Consider the following 20240-nt stretch of genomic DNA (forward strand, 5'->3'; position numbering starts at 1 on the left):
GACACCATGGCCCTCCTCCTGCACCGCATCGGCCGCTTCGCCTACCGCCGCGGCTGGCTCGTCATCGTCACCTGGGTGCTCGCGCTCGGCGCGTTCCTCGGCGCCGGCATCGGGCTCGGCGGCCAGCTCCAGGAATCGTTCGCGATCCCCGGAACCGAGTCGCAGTCGGCGATCGATCAGCTCGCCGCCGTCTTCCCGCAGACCGCGGGCGCTTCAGCCCGCGCCGTCGTCGAGGCGCCGGAGGGCGCCTCCGTCGAGGACGCCCCCTACCGCGACGCCATCGACGAGATGTCGAGCGAGCTCGCCGACATCGACGGCGTCGCGAGCGTGCTCGGACCGTTCGACGAGTACGCCGGCGACCAGGTCTCCGGCGACGAGCGCACCGCCATCATCCAGGTGCAGTTCGACGGGCCGAGCACCGACGTCACGCAGGAGCAGCTCGACGCCGTCACCGCCACGAAGCAGCTCGCGAGTGACGCCGGCATGGAGGTCGCCTTCGGCGGCGAGGTCTTCCAGGACACGAGCTTCGGTCTGACCGTCACCGAGGCGCTCGGCGTGCTGTTCGCGGGCGTCGTGCTCTTCATCACCTTCGGCTCGCTGCTCTCGGCAGGCATGCCGCTGCTCACCGCGCTCGTCGGCGTGGGTCTCGCGTTCGGCGGGATCTCGATCGTCGCCGCCATCACGCCGGTCTCGAGCACCGCGCCGATGCTCGCAGTCATGATCGGTCTCGCCGTCGGCATCGACTACGCGCTGTTCATCCTGTCCAGGCACCGAACCCAGCTCGCCCGCGGACAGGATCCGGAGGAGAGCGCCGCCGAGGCGGTCGCGACGGCCGGCGGCGCGGTCGTCTTCGCGGGCCTCACGGTCATCATCGCCCTGCTGGGGCTCCTCGTCGTCGGCATCCCCTTCCTCAGCGTCATGGGCGTCGGCGCGGCGTTCGCGGTGCTCATCGCGGTCGTCGGTGCGGTGACCCTGCTCCCGGCCCTCCTCGGGGTGCTCGGCAAGCGGCTCGTCCCGAAGCCCGGCAGCCGTGCGCACCGGCGAGCGAACGCCGACGACGACGGCGGCAAGAAGCCGCTCGGCCGACGCTGGGTCGACACCGTGCTCAAGGCGCCGATCGCCTTCGTCGTCGTCATCGTCGGGCTCCTCGGTGCGGCCTCCGTGCCGGCGCTGAGCCTCGACCTGAACCTGCCGAGCGCCGCCACCGATCCCGTCGGCTCCAGCTCCCGCGAGGCCTACGACCTCATCTCCGACGGCTTCGGACCCGGGTACAACGGGCCGCTCATCGTCACGGTCGACATCACCCAGACGACCGACATCTTCGACGACCTCGACGCCATCGGGGCCCGCATCGGCGCCCTCGACGACGTCGCCTACGTCGGCGACGGCATGCCGAACCCGACCGTCGACACCGCGATCATCCAGGTGATCCCGGAGAGCGCGCCCGACGACCCCGCGACGAAGCAGCTCGTGGAGTCGATCCGCGAGCTCGAGCCCGGCATCCAGGCCGACTTCGGCACGCCCATCGCCGTCACCGGATACACCGCCGTCTCGATCGACATCTCGCAGCGGCTCACCGACGCGCTCGTGCCCTTCGCGCTCATCGTGGTCGGGCTGTCGATCGTGCTGCTGCTCATCGTGTTCCGCTCGGTGTTCGTGCCGGTGAAGGCCGCGCTCGGCTTCCTGCTCTCCGCGTTCGGCGCCATCGGCGTCACGGTCGCGGTGTTCCAGTGGGGCTGGTTCGCCGACCTCCTGCACATCGAGCCCGGGCCGATCCTGAGCTTCCTGCCGATCCTGCTGATGGCGGTGCTGTTCGGGCTCGCGATGGACTACGAGGTGTTCCTCGTCTCGGGCATGCGGGAGGAGTTCGTGCGATCGAAGCGCGAGACGCCGGGCGGGCGTCCGCGCGAGGCCATCGTGCACGGATTCCAGCACGCTGCCCGCGTCGTCACGGCTGCCGCGCTCATCATGTTCTTCGTGTTCTTCGCCTTCGTGCCCGAGGGATCGGGTCCGATCAAGGGCATCGCCTTCGCCCTCGCGATCGGCGTCGCGTTCGACGCCTTCCTGGTGCGGATGACGCTCGTCCCCGCCGCGATGGCGCTCGCCGGGCGCGGCGCCTGGTGGCTGCCGAAGTGGCTCGGGCGTCTCCTGCCCGACGTCGACATCGAGGGAGAGGGCCTGCGCGCCCACCTCGATCAGGAAGCCTGGGCAAAGGCGCGGCCGGCGGCCGTGCTCGCGGAGGGGGCCGTGTTCGGCCTGCCCGAGCGCACGATCGGACCGGTCGACGTGGAGGTGCCCGAGCACGGCGCCCTGCTCGTCCGCGGCAGCGCGGTCGATCGGCGCGTCGTCGTCGCGACCCTCGCCGCCCGCCTCGCGCCCGTCGACGGCCGGCTCGCCGTGCTCGGCCGTCCGCTGCCGGGTTCCGGCGGCGAGGTGCTCCGCCGCGTCGCGATCGCCGAGCTCTCCGCCGACCAGGCGCTCGACGGCGGCACCGTGGGCGAGCTCATCGCCCGCCGGCTCGACGCCACCCGCCCCTGGTACCGGCTCGCGCCGGCTTCGCAGGCCGCCTCTGAGTGGGCGCGCAAGGCGGCGCTGGCGATCGGCGAGCGCTTCGACGGCGACACCCCGCTCGAATCGCTCGGCGCCGTAGCCCGTGCCGTCGTCGCGACCGCCGCGGCGCTCGCCGAACGGCCGAGCGCCGTCGCCATCGACCTCGACGAGGCGCCCGGCGCGGCCACGACCGAGCTCTGGGACGCTCTCGCCGTCCTCGTCCCCGCCGACGTCGCCCTGATCGTCGGCATCGGCCGCTCCGCCCAGGGACCGGCCGTCGGCAGTCTCTTCGCCGCCCGCGGTGTCGAGACCGTCGATCTCGCGGCCCTGCCGGCCGCGCCAGCTTCCCCCGTTCCCACCGACCACCAGGAGGCCCTGCGATGAGCGGCCGACTCTCCCGACTCTTCGGCACCACCCCGTCCCAGCGCCGGCTCCGCTACGGCGTGCTGCTCGCCGCCGTCGTCGCCGTTCCGCTCGCCGTCGCGGGCCTCGTGTCCGGCGCGGTCGCGGGCAGCAACGACCAGCTCGAGCAGATCCCGGCGATCGTCGTGAACGACGACGAGATGGTCACGACCACCGACGCCGACGGCGCCGAGCAGCAGGTGCTCGCCGGCCGGCTCCTCGTCACCGAGCTCACCGGCGGCGAGGCGAGCGGCTTCGACTGGACCATCTCGAACGACGAAGAGGCCGCGAAGAAGCTCGCCGACGGCGAGGCGTACGCGGTGCTCACGATCCCGTCCGACTTCTCCGCCTCGGTCACCTCGCTCTCGGGCTCGAACCCGACGAAGGCGAACCTCGAGATCCGCACCGACGACGCACACTCGTACCTCGCCGGTTCGGTCGTGCAGTCCGTCGGCGACGCGATGACCGCGGCCTTCGGGCGCACGCTCACGCAGCAGTACCTCGAGGGGCTCTACGCCGGGCTCGCCGATTTCGGCGGCTCGCTCGACCAGGCCGCCGACGGGGCCTCCTCCCTCGCGTCCGGCGCGGGCTCGCTCTCGACGGGCGTCGGTCAGCTCTCCACGGGCGTCGCCTCGGCCGCGTCGGGCGCCTCGGATGCTGCGAGTGGAGCCTCGCAGTACGCCGACGGCGTGCGGCAGTACACCGAGGGAGTCGACGGGCTCGCCTCGGGCCTGGCGCAGGCGAGCGCCGGATCCGCCGGTCTCGACACGCTCGCCGGTGGAGTGAGTGCCTATGTCGGGGGAGTGAACTCCGCCGTCGGTCAGTTCGGCAGCACCTTCACCACCCTGATCGCGCAGCTCGAGCAGGCGAAGGTCGACCATCCGGAGCTCGCTCCCCAGCTCGATGCCCTCATCGCCCAGCTGCAGGCGCAGGCGGGTGCCCTGCAGCCGCAGCTCGACCAGTTCACGGCTCAGGGGGCGCAGCTCGCCGCCGGAGTGCAGAGCGGCGTCGACCAGACGCAGGCCGGCCTCGCCGAGCTCTCGAACGGGGCAGCGCAGCTGTCCGGCGGCTCCGCCGCCATCCGGGACGGCGCCTCGAGCCTCGCCTCCGGCGTCGGCGAGCTCGCGGGCGGCCTGAGCCAGCTGTCGAGCGGTGCGTCGAGCGCAGCGACGGGTGCGGGGGAGCTTGCGAACGGCGCCACGCAGTTCGCGAACGGCCTCGCGGACGGCGCCGAGCAGGCGGGCGCGCTCACGAACGTGAACGGCGAGGAGATGGCCGACGTCGTCTCCCAGCCCGTCACGGTGGACACCGCGCGCGACCACGAGATCGCCTCGACCGGTGAGGCCGTCGGCATGTGGTTCGCTCCGATCGGCCTGTGGGTCGGTGCGCTGGCGATGTTCCTCGTGTTCCGGCCGTTCGGCCGCGAGGCGCTGCGCAGCACCGCCTCGACCGGCGGCCTGGTGTGGCGGGCGCTCGCCCGCGCCGGACTCGTCGCGCTCGGTCAGGCGGTCGCCGTCGTCGGGCTGCTGCACCTCGCGCTCGGGGTGTCGTGGTCGCTGCTGCCGCAGACCCTGGCGTTCTCGGCGCTCACGGCGCTCGCGTTCACCGCGGTGCACGCCTGGCTGATGACGTGGCTCGGGCGGGGCGGCATGATCATCTCGCTGATCCTCGTCGCGCTGCAGCTCACGACCACGGGCCTCGTGCCGATCGAGGCGTTGAGCGGCCCCTACCAGACGATCAGCCCGTTCCTGCCGCTCACCTGGGCGGTGCAGGGCATGCAGCTCATCGTGTCCGGCGCCGGGGGAGCCGGCGTGGCGGGAGCCGCGGGCGTACTCGCGCTGTTCGCGCTGATCGGTGTGCTCGGCACCGCGATCGTGGTCGGCCGTCGCCGAGGGCTCCGTTCGATCGGCTTCGCCTCCGCGGCGCTCGGATGAGCCCGCCGGTTCCCTGAGCTCGTCGAAGGGAGTGTTGGTTCCCTGAGCTCGTCGAAGGGGTGTTGGTTCCCTGAGCTCGTCGAAGGGGTGTTGGTTCCCTGAGCTCGTCGAAGGGGTGTCCCCCTTCGACGGGCTCAGGGGACCAGGCCGCCCCCTTCGATGGGCTCAGGGGGCCATGCCGCCCCCTTCGACGGGCTCAGGGGGCCACCCAGCGGGCCGTCGGGTGTTGCGGCGGGCTGCGATCGATGCGAGCCTGGCCGCTCGTCCGTGAACGGCACACCGAGGAGCGCAGATGAGCGTCACCGACCAGTCCGCAGGCATCCCCGCCTCGCGTCGAGCGGGCCTGCGACTCGCTCCGGCGGTCGTCGCGGTGGCGCTCGCGCTCGCCTCGGGCATCGCCACCGCCGCGATGCTGCCCGAGCTCGCCATCCGCGTCCTGAGCTTCGCGACCATGCTCGCGGCGCTCGTGTCCGGCATCGCCGCAGTGCGCCGCGGTCCGGCGTGGGTGCGGGCGGTCAGCGCGATCGTGGGGGTCATCGCGCTCATGCTCGGGTCGACGTTCTTCGGGCTGACGTACTCGTAGGACGGCGACCGCGCTTCGACGGGCTCAGGGAACCATCCCTTCGACGGGCTCAGGGAACCATCCCTTCGACAGGCTCAGGGAACCGGGGTCGGTCGGGCTCAGGGTGCCACGAGCGGTCGAGCGCAAGCCCCCGTGGCCGACGACGGGCGACTGTTAGCCTGGGCAGGAGCCCGAGGAGGGATCTCCATCACCATGCCGGACGCCCAGACGCCCACCACCACCCGCGGTGTTCGCGCCGCCTACGAGATGATCGTCGTGTCGAACCGGCTGCCGGTCGACTACGTCGAATCCGCCGACGGCACGCCGGGCTGGCGCAGCTCGCCGGGCGGGCTCGTCACGGCCCTCGAGCCGGTGATGCGCGCCGAGGACGGCGCCTGGATCGGCTGGGCCGGCGTCGCCGACCGGGAGTTCGAGCCCTTCGCCCACGACGGCATCGAGATCATCCCCGTTCCGCTCACCGCCGACGAGCTTGAGGACTACTACGAGGGCTTCTCCAACGACACCCTCTGGCCCCTCTATCACGACGTCATCGCCCCGCCCTCGTTCCACCGCGAGTGGTGGGACGCCTACGTCCGCGTCAACCGCCGCTTCGCCGACGCCGCGATCGAGGCGGCCGCCGAGGGCGCCGTCGTCTGGGTGCACGACTACCAGTTGCAGCTCGTGCCGAAGATGCTCCGCGAGGCACGTCCCGACCTCGTGATCGGCTTCTTCAACCACATTCCGTTCCCCGCATACGGCATCTACTCGCAGCTGCCCTGGCGGCGCCAGGTCATCGAGGGACTCCTCGGCGCCGATGTCGTCGGCTTCCAGCGAGCGGCGGATGCCGGCAACTTCACCCGCGCAGTGCGCCGACTCTTCGGCTACGCGACGCGCGGATCGATCATCGAGGTGCCCGAGGAGGACGGCGAGCTGCGTCGCGTCGTCGCGCGGCACTTCCCGATCTCGATCGACGCCGCGGGCTTCGAGGAGATCGCGCGCCGGCCCGAGGTGCAGGAGCGCGCCGCCGAGATCCGCCGCAACCTCGGCGACCCCGAGACGATCATGCTCGGCGTCGACCGGCTCGACTACACGAAGGGCATCCGGCACCGGATGAAGGCCTTCGGCGAGCTGCTGCGCGACGGCCGGCTCTCGGTCGAGGACGCCACCCTCGTGCAGGTGGCGAGCCCCTCCCGCGAACGCGTCGAGACGTACCGCCAGTTGCGCGACGAGATCGAGCTCATGGTCGGCCGGCTGAACGGCGACCACGGCGAGCTCGGCCATCCCGCCATCTCCTACCTCCACCACGGCTACCCCCGCGAAGAGATGGTGGCCCTCTACCTCGCGGCCGACGTCATGCTCGTCACCGCGCTCCGCGACGGCATGAACCTCGTCGCCAAGGAGTACGTGGCCTGCCGCTTCGACGACGACGGCGTCCTGCTGCTCAGCGAGTTCACCGGCGCGTCCGACGAGCTCCGTCAGGCGGTGCTCGTGAACCCGCACGACATCGAGGGCCTGAAGGACGCGATGATCGCCGCCGTCGAGATGCCGAAGGGGGAGCGCGCCCGCCGCATGCGGGCGCTGCGGCGCCGGGTGCAGTCGAACGACGTCGCGAACTGGTCGGCGACGTTCCTCGAGGCGCTCACCGGCGCCGGCAAGATCCCCGCCGGCGTCTCCGATTCCCTCTCGGCCGCCGTCTCGCGGCTCGCCGGCACCGAGCGCCTGCTCGTCGCGCTCGACTTCGACGGCACACTCGCGCCGCTCGTCGACCGCCCGGAGGATGCTCGGGCGAGCGCTCGGGCCCGCGCGGCCGTCGAACGGCTGATCGCGAGCGACGACACCCGGGTCGCGTTCGTGTCCGGCCGCTCGCTCGAGAGTCTGCGCGAGGTGGCCGATCCGCCGGAGGGCGTGCTGCTGAGCGGTTCGCACGGCGTCGAGCTGCAACTCGACGACGGGGGCGTGACCATCGAGCTGCGCGACGTCGAGCACGCCAGGCTCGCGCGGCTCACCGAGCTGCTGGAAGATGCCGCGTCGGAGGCCGACGGCGCCTGGGTCGAGCACAAGCCGGCCGGGCTCGCGCTGCACACGCGGCGCCTGCCGGTCACGGTCGGGGCCGCGTTGCAGCACTCCGCGCGTGAGCGTATCGAGGACGAGCTGCCCGGCATCACGGTGCGCAGCGGCAAGGCCGTCATCGAGTTCGCCGTGCGCTCGAGCGACAAGGGCGAGTCGCTCACCCGGGTACGCCAGTACCTCGGCTCGACGGCGGTGCTCTACGTCGGCGACGACGTCACCGACGAGGACGCCTTCGCGGTGCTCGACGTCGACGACGTGGGCGTAAAGGTCGGGCAGGGCAAGTCGCTCGCCGGCCATCGCGTGCGCGGCACGGAGGACGTCGCGCTGCTGCTGGAGACCCTTGCGGATGCCCGGGAGGCGGCGCGCGAACACACCTCGCGGTAGCCATAGACTCGATGCATGTCGGAGTTCGATCCCAAACCGCGTAGCCGCACCGTCACCGACGGCATCGAAGCCATGACCAGCCGGGGCATGCTCCGGGCCGTGGGCATGGGGGATGCCGATTGGGACAAGCCCCAGATCGGCATCGCGAGCTCCTGGAACGAGATCACGCCCTGCAACCTCTCGCTGAGCCGCCTCGCGCAGGCCGCGAAGGAGGGCGTGCACTCCGGCGGCGGCTACCCGCTGCAGTTCGGCACGGTCTCGGTCTCCGACGGCATCTCCATGGGCCACGAGGGCATGCACTTCTCGCTCGTCTCGCGCGAGGTCATCGCCGACTCGGTCGAGGTCGTCATGGAGGCCGAGCGCCTCGACGGCTCCGTGCTGCTCGCCGGCTGCGACAAGTCGATCCCGGGCATGCTGATGGCCGCCGCCCGGCTCGACCTCTCCTCGGTCTTCCTCTACGCGGGCTCGATCGCGCCCGGCTGGGTGCGCCTGTCCGACGGCACCGAGAAGGACATCACGATCATCGACTCCTTCGAGGCGGTCGGCGCGGTCAAGGCCGGCACGATGAGCGCCGCCGACGCGAAGCGCATCGAGTGCGCCTTCGCTCCGGGCGAGGGTGCCTGCGGCGGCATGTACACCGCGAACACGATGGCCTCGGTCGCCGAGGCGCTCGGCCTCTCGCTGCCGGGCTCGGCGTCGCCGGCCTCGGCCGACCGCCGCCGCGACTACTACGCGCACCGCTCCGGCGAGGCCGTCGTCAACCTGCTGAAGCGCGGCATCACCGCGCGGCAGATCCTCACCAAGAAGGCGTTCGAGAACGCGATCGCCGTGGGCATGGCCCTCGGCGGCTCGACGAACATCGTGCTGCACCTCCTCGCGATCGCGCGTGAGGCCGAGGTCGACCTCACGCTCGAGGACTTCAACCGCATCGGCTCGAAGGTGCCGCACATCGGCGACCTCAAGCCCTTCGGCAAGTACGTCATGAACGACGTCGACCGCCGCGGCGGCGTCCCGGTGCTGATGAAGGCCCTGCTCGACGCCGGGCTGCTGCACGGCGACGTGCTCACCGTCACGGGCAAGACCATGGCCGAGAACCTCGCCGAGATGGACCTCCCGCCGCTCGACGGCGAGGTGCTGCACGCGCTCGACGACCCGATCCACGAGACCGGCGGCCTCACGATCCTGCACGGCAGCCTCGCCCCCGAGGGCGCGGTCGTGAAGACGGCGGGCTTCGACGCGGCCGTCTTCGAGGGCCCCGCGCGCGTGTTCGAGCGCGAGCGCGGCGCCATGGACGCCCTCACCAACGGCGAGATCAAGCACGGCGACGTGGTCGTCATCCGCTACGAGGGCCCCAAGGGCGGCCCCGGCATGCGCGAGATGCTCGCCATCACGGCGGCCATCAAGGGCGCCGGGCTCGGCAAAGATGTACTACTCTTGACGGACGGTCGATTCTCAGGCGGCACAACCGGCCTGTGCATCGGCCATCTGGCACCCGAAGCAGTCGACGCAGGTCCGATTGCCTTGGTGCGCGATGGTGATCTGATTCGGGTCGATATCGCGGCCCGGTCCATCGACCTACTGGTCGACGAGGCCGAGCTGGCCGCCCGCCGTGAAGGCTGGGCGCCGCTTCCTCCGCGCTACACCCGAGGCGTTCTCGCGAAGTACTCCAAGCTCGTGCGCTCCGCTGCCGAAGGCGCGACCACTGGCTGAGTGCTGCGCTCATTCGCACACCCGTTCACCCAGATAGGAATCGCATGCCCACGGAATCCCACCCCGTGCCGTCGCCTGCCCCAGCATCGCCAGGTGCGTCCGAGATCATCACGGGCGCCGAGGCGGTCGTCCGCTCGCTGGAGAATCTCGGCATCACCGACGTGTTCGGTCTGCCCGGCGGCGCCATCCTCCCCGTCTACGACCCCCTGTTCGAGAGCCGCAAGCTCCGGCACATCCTCGTCCGGCACGAGCAGGGCGCCGGCCACGCCGCCCAGGGCTACGCCTCCTCGTCCGGCAAGCTCGGCGTCGCGATCGCGACCTCGGGCCCCGGCGCGACGAACCTCGTGACGGCGATCGCCGACGCCCACATGGACTCGGTGCCGCTGCTCGCGATCACCGGCCAGGTCTTCTCCAACCTGATGGGTACCGACGCGTTCCAGGAGGCCGACATCGTCGGCATCACCATGCCGATCACGAAGCACTCCTTCCTCGTGAAGCGAGCCGAAGAGATCCCGGCGACGATCGCGGCGGCGTACCACATCGCCACGACCGGCCGCCCGGGCCCCGTGCTCGTCGACATCACGAAGGACGCGCAGCAGAACACCTTCGCGTTCCGCTGGCCGCCGAAGGTCGATCTGCCGGGCTACCGGCCGATCACCAAGGCGCACGGCAAGCAGGTGCTCGCCGCGGCCCAGCTCATCGCCGAGGCCGAGCGCCCGGTGCTCTACGTCGGCGGCGGCGTCATCCGCTCCGGTGCCTCCGCCGAGCTCCTCGAGCTCGCCGAGGCGACGAAGACGCCCGTGGTGACCACGCTGATGGCCCGCGGCGCCTTCCCCGACTCGCACCCGCAGCACCTCGGCATGCCGGGCATGCACGGCACGGTGCCCGCGGTGCTCGCGCTGCAGGAGTCCGACCTCGTCGTCTCCCTCGGCGCGCGCTTCGACGATCGGGTCACCGGCAAGGCCGCACTCTTCGCCCCGAACGCGAAGGTCGTGCATGTCGACATCGACCCGGCCGAGATCTCGAAGATCCGCACGGCCGACGTGCCGATCGTGGGCGACCTGAAGGAGGTGCTCGTCGACCTGCTCGCGGCCTACCGCGACGTGGCCGCTCGCGGCACCGCCGACACCGCCGAGTGGTGGGCGACGCTCGAGGGGCTCCGCAACGAGTACCCGCTCGGCTTCGCGCCGACCTCCGATGGGCTGCTCTCGCCGCAGTACGTCATCAAGCGCATCGGCGAGCTCACCGGCCCCGAGGCGGTCTACGCGGCGGGCGTCGGCCAGCACCAGATGTGGGCGGCGCAGTTCATCAAGTACGAGCGCCCCAACGCCTGGCTGAACTCGGGCGGCGCGGGCACGATGGGCTACGCGGTGCCTGCGGCGATGGGGGCGAAGGTCGCCCAGCCCGACCGCCACGTGTGGGCGATCGACGGCGACGGCTGCTTCCAGATGACGAATCAGGAGCTCGCCACGTGCACCCTGAACGACATCCCGATCAAGGTCGCCATCATCAACAACTCCTCGCTGGGCATGGTGCGCCAGTGGCAGACGCTGTTCTACGACGGCCGCTACTCGAACACCGACCTGAACACCGGGCACGACTCGGTGCGGGTGCCCGACTTCGTGAAGCTCGCCGAGGCGTACGGCGCCCTCGGCATCCGCGTCACGAAGGAAGAAGAGGTCGACGAGGCGATCAAGCTCGCGCTCGAGACGAACGACCGCCCGGTCGTCATCGACTTCGTCGTCTCCGCCGACGCCATGGTGTGGCCGATGGTGCCGCAGGGCGTCTCGAACAGCTACATCCAGTACGCCCGCGATCACTCGCCGGCCTTCAGCGAGGAGGACTGACCATGTCGACCCACGTGCTCTCCCTCCTCGTCGAGGACAAGCCGGGTCTGCTGACCCGCGTGGCGGGCCTGTTCGCCCGTCGCGGCTTCAACATCGAGTCCCTCGCGGTCGGTCACTCCGAGATCGACGGGCTGTCCCGCATCACCGTCGTGGTGGACGTCGAGGAGCTGCCGCTCGAGCAGGTCACGAAGCAGCTGAACAAGCTGATCAACGTGATCAAGATCGTCGAGCTCGATCCCGCGCAGTCGGTGCAGCGCGAGCACCTGCTGATCAAGGTGCGCGTCGACAACACGACCCGCTCGCAGGTGCTCGAGGCGGTGAACCTCTTCCGCGCCCGCGTGGTCGACGTGTCGACCGATGCGCTCGTGATCGAGGTCACCGGCGACTCGGGCAAGACCCAGGCGCTGCTCAAGGTGCTCGAGCCCTACGGCATCAAGGAGATCGCCCAGTCGGGTCTCCTCGCGATCGGCCGCGGCGGCAAGTCCATCACCGAACGCGTCTTCAAGAACTAAGCACTCGGCTCCCCGAGCTCGTCGAGGGGAGCGTCGACCCCGTGGTCCCTCCGACAGGCTCAGGGGACCGGATCAAAGGAAAAGGAACAGCAATGGCTGAGATGTACTACGACCAGGACGCCGATCTCTCGATCGTCCAGGGCAAGAAGGTCGCCGTCATCGGCTACGGCTCGCAGGGGCACGCGCACGCGCAGAACCTCCGCGACTCGGGCGTCGAGGTCGTCATCGGCCTGAAGGACGGCTCGAAGTCGATCGCCAAGGCGCAGGAGGCGGGCTTCGAGGTGAAGAACGTCGCCGACGCCGCCGCGTGGGCCGACGTCATCGTCATCCTCGCGCCGGACCAGTACCAGCGTCACATCTACGCCGAGTCGGTGAAGGACAACCTGAAGGAGGGCGACGCGCTCGTCTTCGGCCACGGCTTCAACATCCGCTTCGGCTACATCGAGGCGCCCGAGGGCGTCGACGTCATCCTCGTCGCCCCGAAGGCCCCGGGCCACACCGTGCGCCGCGAGTTCGTCGCCGGCCGCGGCATCCCGGACATCATCGCGGTCGAGCAGGACGCGACCGGCACCGCCTGGGACCTCGCGAAGTCGTACGCGAAGGCGATCGGCGGCACCCGCGCCGGCGTCATCAAGACGACCTTCACCGAGGAGACCGAGACCGACCTGTTCGGCGAGCAGGCCGTGCTCTGCGGCGGCACCTCGCAGCTCGTGCAGTACGGCTTCGAGACCCTCGTCGAGGCCGGTTACCAGCCGGAGATCGCCTACTTCGAGGTGCTCCACGAGCTGAAGCTGATCGTCGACCTCATGTGGGAGGGCGGCATCGCCAAGCAGCGCTGGTCGGTCTCCGACACGGCCGAGTACGGCGACTACGTCTCGGGCCCGCGCGTCATCGACCCTTCGGTGAAGGAGCGCATGAAGGAGGTCCTCGGCGACATTCAGAGCGGCGCCTTCGCGACCCGCTTCATCGCCGACCAGGACAACGGCCAGAAGGAGTTCCTGGAGCTCCGCGCCAAGGGCGAGCAGCACCCGATCGAGACCACCGGGCGCGAGCTGCGCAAGCTCTTCGCCTGGAACTCCTCGGACGACGACGACTACGTCGACGGCGAGGTCGCGCGCTGATCAGGCGCTGAGCCTCGGGGGAGCGCCGCTCCCACCGCCACGAACGGCCCGTCCCGGTTCTCCGGGGCGGGCCGTTCCGGCGTGGTCGGGAGCGCCTGCGGGCAGGGTGCGGGGGAGCGATGGAACCGGTGGAACGGCTCCATCTCGAAACATCGGATGTTCCGTGACAGGATGGACGGCGATCGCGGATCGGAAGGACGAGATGACCCCGGATTGGTTCACCGAGGCCCGCTTCGGCCTCTTCGTGCACTTCGGCGCCTACAGCGTCGCGGCCCGGCACGAGTGGGTGCAGAACTACGAGCGGCTGAGCGACGAGGAGTACCGGGAGTACGTCGAGTTCTTCGACCCCGACCGCTTCGACGCGCGCGAGCTCGCGCGCTCGGCGAAGGCGGCGGGCGCCGGCTACGTCGTGCTCACGACGAAGCACCACGACGGCTTCGCGCTCTGGGACTCCAAGCTCAGCGACTTCACCTCGATGCGCAGCTGCGGTCGCGACCTCGTGCGCGAGACGGTCGACGCGCTCCGCGAGGAGGGGCTCCGGGTCGGGCTCTACCACTCGCTGATCGACTGGCACCATCCGGACTTCACGGTCGACTGGAACCATCCGCTCCGCGACGACCCCGCGGGCGCCGCGCTGAACGAGGGCCGCGACATGGCCCGGTACCGGGCGTTCCTGCACGGCCAGGTGGAGGAGCTCCTCACCGGCTACGGGCCGATCGACTCCCTCTTCTTCGACTTCACCTACCCCGAGACGAAGCAGGGCTGGGCGGGCAAGCGCGCCGAGGACTGGGATGCCGAGCGGCTGCTCGCCCGCTGCCGCGAACTGCAGCCGCAGATGCTCGTGAACGACCGGCTCGGCATCGAGGGCGACTTCGTGACGCCCGAGCAGTACCAGCCGACGAGTCCGATCCTGCGCGACGGCGAGCCGGTGCGCTGGGAGGCCTGCCAGACGACGAACGGCTCGTGGGGCTATCACCGCGACAACGACGACTACAAGAGCGCGCCGCTGCTGCTGCGCATGCTCGTCGACTCGGTCTCGATGGACGGCAACATGCTGCTGAACATCGGACCGGACGGCCGGGGCGCGATCCCCCCGCGCGACCGCGAGATCCTCGAGGGGATCGGCGAGTGGATGGCCCTGCACGACCGTGCGGTCGTGGGCGCCGGGCACGCCGGCCTCGTCCCGCCCCGCGAGGGCGTGTACACGCGGCGCGGCGACCGCCTCTACCTGCACCTGTTCACCTGGCCGCTCGGCTTCGTGCACCTGCCGGGGCTCGCCGGGCGGGTGCGGCACGCGCGGCTGCTCCACGACGGCTCCTGGCTGCGGCGGAGCGTCACGGACCCGGACCAGGAGGCGCTGCTCACGCAGCCGGCGGGGCAGGCCGACGGCACGCTGACGATCTCGCTGCCGGTGCGGCGGCCCGACGTCGCGATCCCGGTGATCGAGCTCGTGCTCGACGAGACGGACGGAGCGAGGCAGGCGGACTGAGCGAGGCATCCGATGTTTCCGCATTCAAACATCGGATGAAAGTTGGCAAACCGCCGATTCGAATGCCATGATTGTGCTCGCACCACCGGTGAACCGGAGCTTTGAGCGAGGAAACACCGGATGAATACTGTTCACTGCCTAGGAGGCGACATTCAATGAAGAAGATCCACGTCGGCGCGGTCGCGGCCGCCGCCGCCGCGGCCCTCGTCATGACGGGCTGCAGCACCGGCGGGGGCGACGCGTCGTCCGACACCGTCGTCATCGACATGTGGGCCGGCAGCCAGTCCGACACGGACGCGCTGAACGCCCAGCTCGAGATCGCGCGCAAGCAGAACCCCGACCTCAAGATCGAACTGCGCACGGCACCGTGGGGCGACTTCTTCACGAAGCTCACCACGAACATGGCCTCGGGCAACATGGCCTGCGTGACCGGGATGAACTCGGGCATGCTGTCGAGCTACACGGACGGCTTCCTCGAGCTGAGCGACGCCGACCTGAAGACCGCCGGCATCGACCTGGCCGACTTCTCGGCCGGCGCCGACGAGATCCTCAGCAACAAGGGCACCATGTACGGCGTCCCCTTCGACATCGCGACGATGCTCGTCTACTACAACGCCGACCTGCTCGACGCCGCGGGCGTCGCGCACCCCGAGGCCGGCTGGAGCTTCGACGACTTCGAGGCCACCGCCAAGGCGGCGACCAAGGACGGCAAGTACGGCTTCGCCGTGGGCATGGGCGACTTCCAGTGGCAGGCGCTGCCGATCGCGAAGGCCGGCACGCAGCCCGTCGAGCAGGACGGCACCCTCGCCCTCACCGACCCCGCCTTCGTCGACGCAGCGAGCTGGTACTCGGGCCTCGTCACCGAGCAGAAGGTCGCGGCGCCCGTCGCGAGCGCCTCGGACACCGGCTGGGGCGAGAACCAGTACACCGGCCAGAACGCCGCGATGGCGGTCGACGGCACCTGGAACGCGGTCAGCTACCTGAACAACGACGCCGGCTTCACCGCGGGCATGACGACGCTCCCCAGCGGTGAGAACGGCTCGCTCGGCCTCATCCTCGGTTCGGGCTTCGGCATCGCGAAGAGCTGCAAGAACCCGGACGCCGCGCTCAAGGTGCTCGGCTCCATGCTGAGCCCCGAGGCGCAGGACTACATCGCCTCGTCCGGTCGGAGCTACCCGGCGCGCACCGCCTCACAGCCGCTCTACTTCGAGTCGATCGACGAGCAGTTCCGCCCGCAGGTCGAGGAGGTCTTCACCAAGGCCTTCGAGCAGGTGCAGGGCCAGTACGTCAGCGACAACTGGTCGAAGGTCGGCACCTACATCCAGCCGCAGCTCGTGAGCGTCTACAACGGTCAGGAGACCATGGAGAACGTGCTCGAGAGCGCGCAGCAGCAGTTCGGCGAATAACAGGAACCCCCACGAGATGTCGACCACCACGTACACGCCTCGCAGGGGGACGCTCGTCAGGACCGAGTCCCGTCAGGCGCTGGGCTTCGTCAGCCCGGCCCTGGCGGGCCTCGCCCTGTTCACGATCGTCCCCGTCGTCCTGTCCATCGTGATGGGCTTCTTCAACTGGCCCACCTTCGGTGACAAGGAGTTCGTGGGGTTCGACAACTACGTGCGGCTGTTCACGCAGAGCCCGGACTTCTGGCCCGCGCTGCGCAACACCTTCGTGTTCGCACTGCTCTACGTGCCGATCAGCGTCATCCTCTCGCTGCTGCTCGCGCTCTCGCTCAGCTCCCGCATCCGCGGCCGCGGCGCGCTGCGGGTGCTGTTCTTCATCCCCGTCGTGACCCCGATGGTCGCGAATGTGCTCGTCTGGAAGATGCTGCTGCAGCCGCAGGGCCTCTTCAACGGGCTCGCGCAGAGCTGGTTCGGGGTGCAGCTGCCGAACTTCCTCGCCGACCCGCAGTGGGCGATGATCATGGTCGTCGTGATGAGCGTCTGGCAGGGCCTCGGCTACAACATGCTGATCTTCTCGGCGGCGCTCGAGCAGCTGCCCGAGTCGGTCGTCGAGGCGGCCCGCATCGACGGGGCGAAGGGCTTCCGGATGATCTGGAGCGTCATGCTGCCGATGATCTCGCCCTCGATCTTCTTCGCGAGCATCATGACGATGATCACCTCGCTGCAGGTCTTCGCCCAGCCGCAGCTGCTCACCGGCGGCGGCCCCGGCAACGCGACCCAGCCGCTCGTGCAGTTCATCTACAACCAGGGCTTCAAGTTCCAGGAGCTCGGCCTGGCCGCGGCCGCCGCGTGGATCCTCTTCGCCATCATCATCGTCCTGACCGCGCTGCAGTTCCGCGCGCAGAAGAAGTGGGTGCACTATGAGCACTGAGCTGATCTCCCCGGTGACCGCGATCGCCGACGCGGAGCACGACGCCGCCCCCGTCGAGCCCGCCGAGCGCCGCGGGCGCGCCCCGCTCACCACCGGCGGACGCATCCGCCTCGTCTTCGCCCACCTCGGCGTCTACCTCGCCGCCCTGATCTTCGTCTCGCCGCTCGTCTACGCCTTCTTCTCAGCGCTGAAGCCGAACTCGGAGATGTTCTCCATGCCGCCGACGCTCGTCGGCTCCGAGCTGCGCTGGTCGAACTTCGCCGACGTCTTCGCGTACGGCCCGTTCCTCACCTACATCGGCAACTCCTTCTTCGTCGCGATCGCGGGCACCCTCGTCGTGCTCACCGTCTCGACGATGGCGGGCTACGCCTTCGGCCGGCTGCGCTGGAAGGGCCGCGACCTCGTCTTCGTGCTCTTCCTCGGCACCCTGATGGTGCCGCAGGAGGTGCTCGTCATCCCGATGTTCCAGGTCATGCAGTGGCTCGGCTGGGTCGACAGCTACCCGGCCCTGATCTTCCCGTTCGCGTTCACCGCGTTCGGGACCTTCCTCATGCGGCAGTTCTTCCGCGGCATCCCCTTCGAGCTCGAGGAGGCCGCCCGCGTCGACGGCGCCGGCCCCATCCGCTCGTTCCTGCAGATCATCCTGCCGCTCGCGAAGTCCGCGGTCGCCGTGCTCGCGGTCTTCACCTTCCTGTCCTTCTGGAACAGCTACCTCTGGCCGCTCATCGTCACGGTCGACTACGCCTCGCACGGCACGCTGCCGATCGGTCTCGCCTCGTTCTCGGGGCTGCAGGGCACCCGCTGGGACCTGCAGATGGCCGCGGCGATCATCTCGATGGTGCCGACCACCGTGCTCGTCATCGCCCTCCAGAAGCACCTGGTCAAGGGCATCGCGATGGCGGGGCTCGGCGGCCGCTGAGCCGCCGTCCCGGCCTTCAGCCTCCGCACCGCCTCCGCCGACCGACCCTCAGACGCAGACGGGACACCCCATGCCTCGCACTCCGCTCGCCGCCGGCATCGACATCGGCGGCACGAAGATCTCCGCGGTCATCACCGACGACGACGGTCGTCGCCTCGCATTCGATCACGTGCCGGCGCCCGCCGCGTCGGGCGGGCCGGCGATGGCGGATGCCGCAACGGCCCTCGTGCGCCGGCTCGAAGCCGAGGCCGGCGTCGCCGTCGGGATCGCCGGGGTCGGCGCCGCGGGCGTCATCGACCAGCGCAGCGGCACCGTCGTCGCCGCGTCCGCGACCTTCGCCGAGTGGGCCGGCTTCCCGCTGGGCGCCGCCCTGGCCGATCGGCTCGGCGTGCCCGTCGCGGTCGACAACGACGTGAACGCCTTCCTCGTGGGGGAGCTGCGCTGGGGTGCGGCCCGCGGCCAGGCCGACGTGCTCGGCATCATGCTCGGCACCGGGGTCGGCGGGGCGATCGCGCTCGACGGCCGGCTGTTCGCCGGGCACCGCGGCGCGGCCGGCGAGATCGGGCACACGCCGGGCTACGGCGAACTCGTCTGCACGTGCGGCCGCGTCGGGCACCTCGAGACCCTCGCCTCCGGCCGCTCGATCGAGGCGCGCTACGCGGAGCGCACGGGCGCCGCGGCGCCGATCGTCCGGGGGAGCGAGATCGCGGACCGCGCGCGTGCGGGCGAGCCGGAGGCCCTCGCCGTCTTCGACGCCGCCGGGCGCGCGGTCGGCCTCGCCGCCTCCTCGGCCGCCAGCATGTTCGACCTCTCCTTCGTCGTCATCGGCGGCGGGGTGCGTGCCGCCTGGGACGTGCTCGAGCCCGCCGTCCGCGCCGGCATCGACGGCAACCCGCCGGTCTCCGGCTTCCCGCTCGAGGTGCGCCCCGCCGAACTCGGCGCCGACGGCGTCGTGCTCGGCGCCGCCGCCCTCGCCTACTCCGACGCGCCGCACACGATGCCCGCCGGCGCATCCATCCCGACCGCCCTCGCCGCCCACTGAGAGGACCGACCATGCTGAACTTCGAGACCCGCACCGGCCCCGACTTCGGGGCGCTCGCGCCCACCTACCCCGCGAACGCGGTGCCCGAGTGGTACCGCGACGCCAAGCTCGGCTTCTTCGTGCACTGGGGCCTCTACTCGGTGCCCGCCTGGGGCACCGCCCACGGGCCGGGCGGCGTGCCGACCGAGGACGCCTATGCGCACCACCAGTACGCCGAGTGGTACGGCAACACCGTGCGCATCGCCGGCAGCCCCACGTGGCAGCGCCACCAGGACGTCTACGGCACCGGCACGAGCTACGAGGACCTCGCCGATCTCTGGGACGCGAGCGCCTTCGACCCGAACGCCTTCGTCGGCTCGCTCGTCGACGCGGGAGCCCGCTACGTCGTGCCGACGACGAAGCACCACGAGGGCTTCTGCCTCTGGGACACGGCGACGACGCCGTTCAACTCCGCCCGGCGCGGTCCGAAGCGCGACCTCATCGCCGAGTTCCACGACGCCACGCGCGCAGCCGGCGCCCGCTTCGGCGTGTACTTCTCGGGCGCGCTCGACTGGCACGTGAGCGACTTCCCGCCGATCGAGTCCGACACCGACCTCTTCCGGTACCGCCGCAACGACGAGCGCTTCGCCCGGTACGCCGCCGCGCAGCTCGAGGAGCTCGTCGAGCGCTTCGGCCCCGACGTGCTCTGGAACGACATCGAGTGGCCCGACGGCGGCAAGGGGCGCGAGGACTACGGCGTCGCCGCGCTGCTCGCGCGCTATTTCGCCCGGGTGCCCGACGGCGTCGTGAACGACCGCTGGGGCGTGCCGTACCACGGCTTCCTCACCCGCGAGTACACGCACGTCGAGCACGCGCTGCCGACGCCGTGGGAGTCCACCCGCGGGCTCGGCTTCTCCTTCGGTTACAACCAGGCCGAGGGGCCGGAGCACTCGCTCTCCGGCGAGGCGCTCGTGCGGCTGCTCGTCGACGTCGTCGCGAAGAACGGCAACCTGCTGATCAACGTCGGCCCGCGCGCGGACGGCTCGATCCCGGAGCTCCAGGCCGCGGCGATGGCCGAGATGGGCGCGTGGCTCCGGCGGAACGGCGAGGCCGTCTACGGCACGCGGCCCTGGCTGCGCGCCGCCTCAGAGCACGGTGCACCGCTGCGCTACACGAGCGGCCCGAGCGGTGCCTTCGTGCACGCGCTCGACCCCGCGGTGGGGGAGCTCGCCCTGCCGGCCGAGCTGGCCGCCGCGGCCGCCGGGGCGCACTGGCTGGGCGACGGCGGCGCCGTCGAGTCCACCGTGCGCGACGGCCGCACCTGGGTCACGGTTCCCGAGGCGCTGCGCGGTGCGCCGATCGCGGTGCTCGCGGTGCCGGCCTGA

Annotated in this window: 14 protein-coding genes; all 14 read left to right on the forward strand. The window is 70.8% G+C overall.

Translation table 11 applies throughout. The annotated features are described in order from the left end of the window. Window positions 1-6: 6 nt before the first annotated feature. The 14 genes from QSJ60_RS09410 to QSJ60_RS09475 all read left to right on the forward strand — a co-directional run bounded on the left by QSJ60_RS09410 (window position 7) and on the right by QSJ60_RS09475 (window position 20240). Window positions 7-2934: an MMPL family transporter gene (locus QSJ60_RS09410; RefSeq protein ID WP_285463434.1), complete on the forward strand. Its 2928-nt coding sequence runs from the start codon at window positions 7-9 to the stop codon at window positions 2932-2934. Next, entirely contained in the window at window positions 2931-4886 is a 1956-nt protein-coding gene (locus QSJ60_RS09415; RefSeq protein ID WP_285463435.1) for a YhgE/Pip family protein, read from the forward strand. The genes QSJ60_RS09410 and QSJ60_RS09415 overlap by 4 nt, the downstream gene beginning before the upstream one ends. A 292-nt stretch (window positions 4887-5178) precedes the next feature. Then, the gene (locus tag QSJ60_RS09420; RefSeq protein ID WP_285463436.1) at window positions 5179-5469 is read left to right on the forward strand and encodes a hypothetical protein; all 291 of its coding nucleotides are present in this window, start codon (window positions 5179-5181) and stop codon (window positions 5467-5469) included. A 192-nt stretch (window positions 5470-5661) separates the two neighbouring features. Beyond that, complete coding sequence (locus QSJ60_RS09425) at window positions 5662-7902, forward strand: bifunctional alpha,alpha-trehalose-phosphate synthase (UDP-forming)/trehalose-phosphatase (protein ID WP_189084686.1); 2241 nt, start codon at window positions 5662-5664, stop codon at window positions 7900-7902. 15 nt (window positions 7903-7917) lie between these two features. Continuing rightward, window positions 7918-9612 carry a dihydroxy-acid dehydratase gene (ilvD, locus tag QSJ60_RS09430; protein ID WP_285463437.1) on the forward strand — a complete coding sequence of 565 codons (1695 nt, stop codon included), beginning with the start codon at window positions 7918-7920 and terminating at the stop codon, window positions 9610-9612. Between the two features lie 44 nt (window positions 9613-9656). Next, window positions 9657-11459, forward strand: coding sequence for an acetolactate synthase large subunit (locus tag QSJ60_RS09435; RefSeq protein ID WP_189084688.1), 1803 nt, complete (start codon window positions 9657-9659; stop codon window positions 11457-11459). Between the two features lie 2 nt (window positions 11460-11461). Continuing rightward, window positions 11462-11971: an acetolactate synthase small subunit gene (gene ilvN, locus QSJ60_RS09440; protein WP_189084689.1), complete on the forward strand. Its 510-nt coding sequence runs from the start codon at window positions 11462-11464 to the stop codon at window positions 11969-11971. A 92-nt stretch (window positions 11972-12063) separates the two neighbouring features. After that, on the forward strand, window positions 12064-13092 hold the full coding sequence (ilvC, locus tag QSJ60_RS09445; protein WP_230762973.1) for a ketol-acid reductoisomerase: 1029 nt from the start codon (window positions 12064-12066) through the stop codon (window positions 13090-13092). A 202-nt stretch (window positions 13093-13294) separates the two neighbouring features. Beyond that, entirely contained in the window at window positions 13295-14581 is a 1287-nt protein-coding gene (locus tag QSJ60_RS09450; RefSeq protein WP_285463438.1) for an alpha-L-fucosidase, read from the forward strand. Between the two features lie 155 nt (window positions 14582-14736). Next, complete coding sequence (locus QSJ60_RS09455; RefSeq protein ID WP_285463439.1) at window positions 14737-15987, forward strand: ABC transporter substrate-binding protein; 1251 nt, start codon at window positions 14737-14739, stop codon at window positions 15985-15987. Window positions 15988-16003: 16 nt separating this feature from the next. After that, window positions 16004-16915, forward strand: coding sequence for a carbohydrate ABC transporter permease (locus QSJ60_RS09460; protein ID WP_285463440.1), 912 nt, complete (start codon window positions 16004-16006; stop codon window positions 16913-16915). After that, window positions 16905-17834 (forward strand): carbohydrate ABC transporter permease, encoded by a 930-nt coding sequence (locus QSJ60_RS09465; RefSeq protein ID WP_189084694.1) that lies wholly within the window; start codon window positions 16905-16907, stop codon window positions 17832-17834. Before QSJ60_RS09460 ends, QSJ60_RS09465 begins: the two co-directional genes overlap by 11 nt. Window positions 17835-17904: 70 nt before the next feature. Beyond that, window positions 17905-18876 carry an ROK family protein gene (locus tag QSJ60_RS09470; protein WP_285463441.1) on the forward strand — a complete coding sequence of 324 codons (972 nt, stop codon included), beginning with the start codon at window positions 17905-17907 and terminating at the stop codon, window positions 18874-18876. 11 nt (window positions 18877-18887) lie between these two features. Beyond that, complete coding sequence (locus QSJ60_RS09475; protein WP_285463442.1) at window positions 18888-20240, forward strand: alpha-L-fucosidase; 1353 nt, start codon at window positions 18888-18890, stop codon at window positions 20238-20240.

This window comes from Agromyces sp. NBRC 114283, from assembly GCF_030268405.1.
Taxonomy (GTDB): domain Bacteria; phylum Actinomycetota; class Actinomycetes; order Actinomycetales; family Microbacteriaceae; genus Agromyces; species Agromyces mediolanus.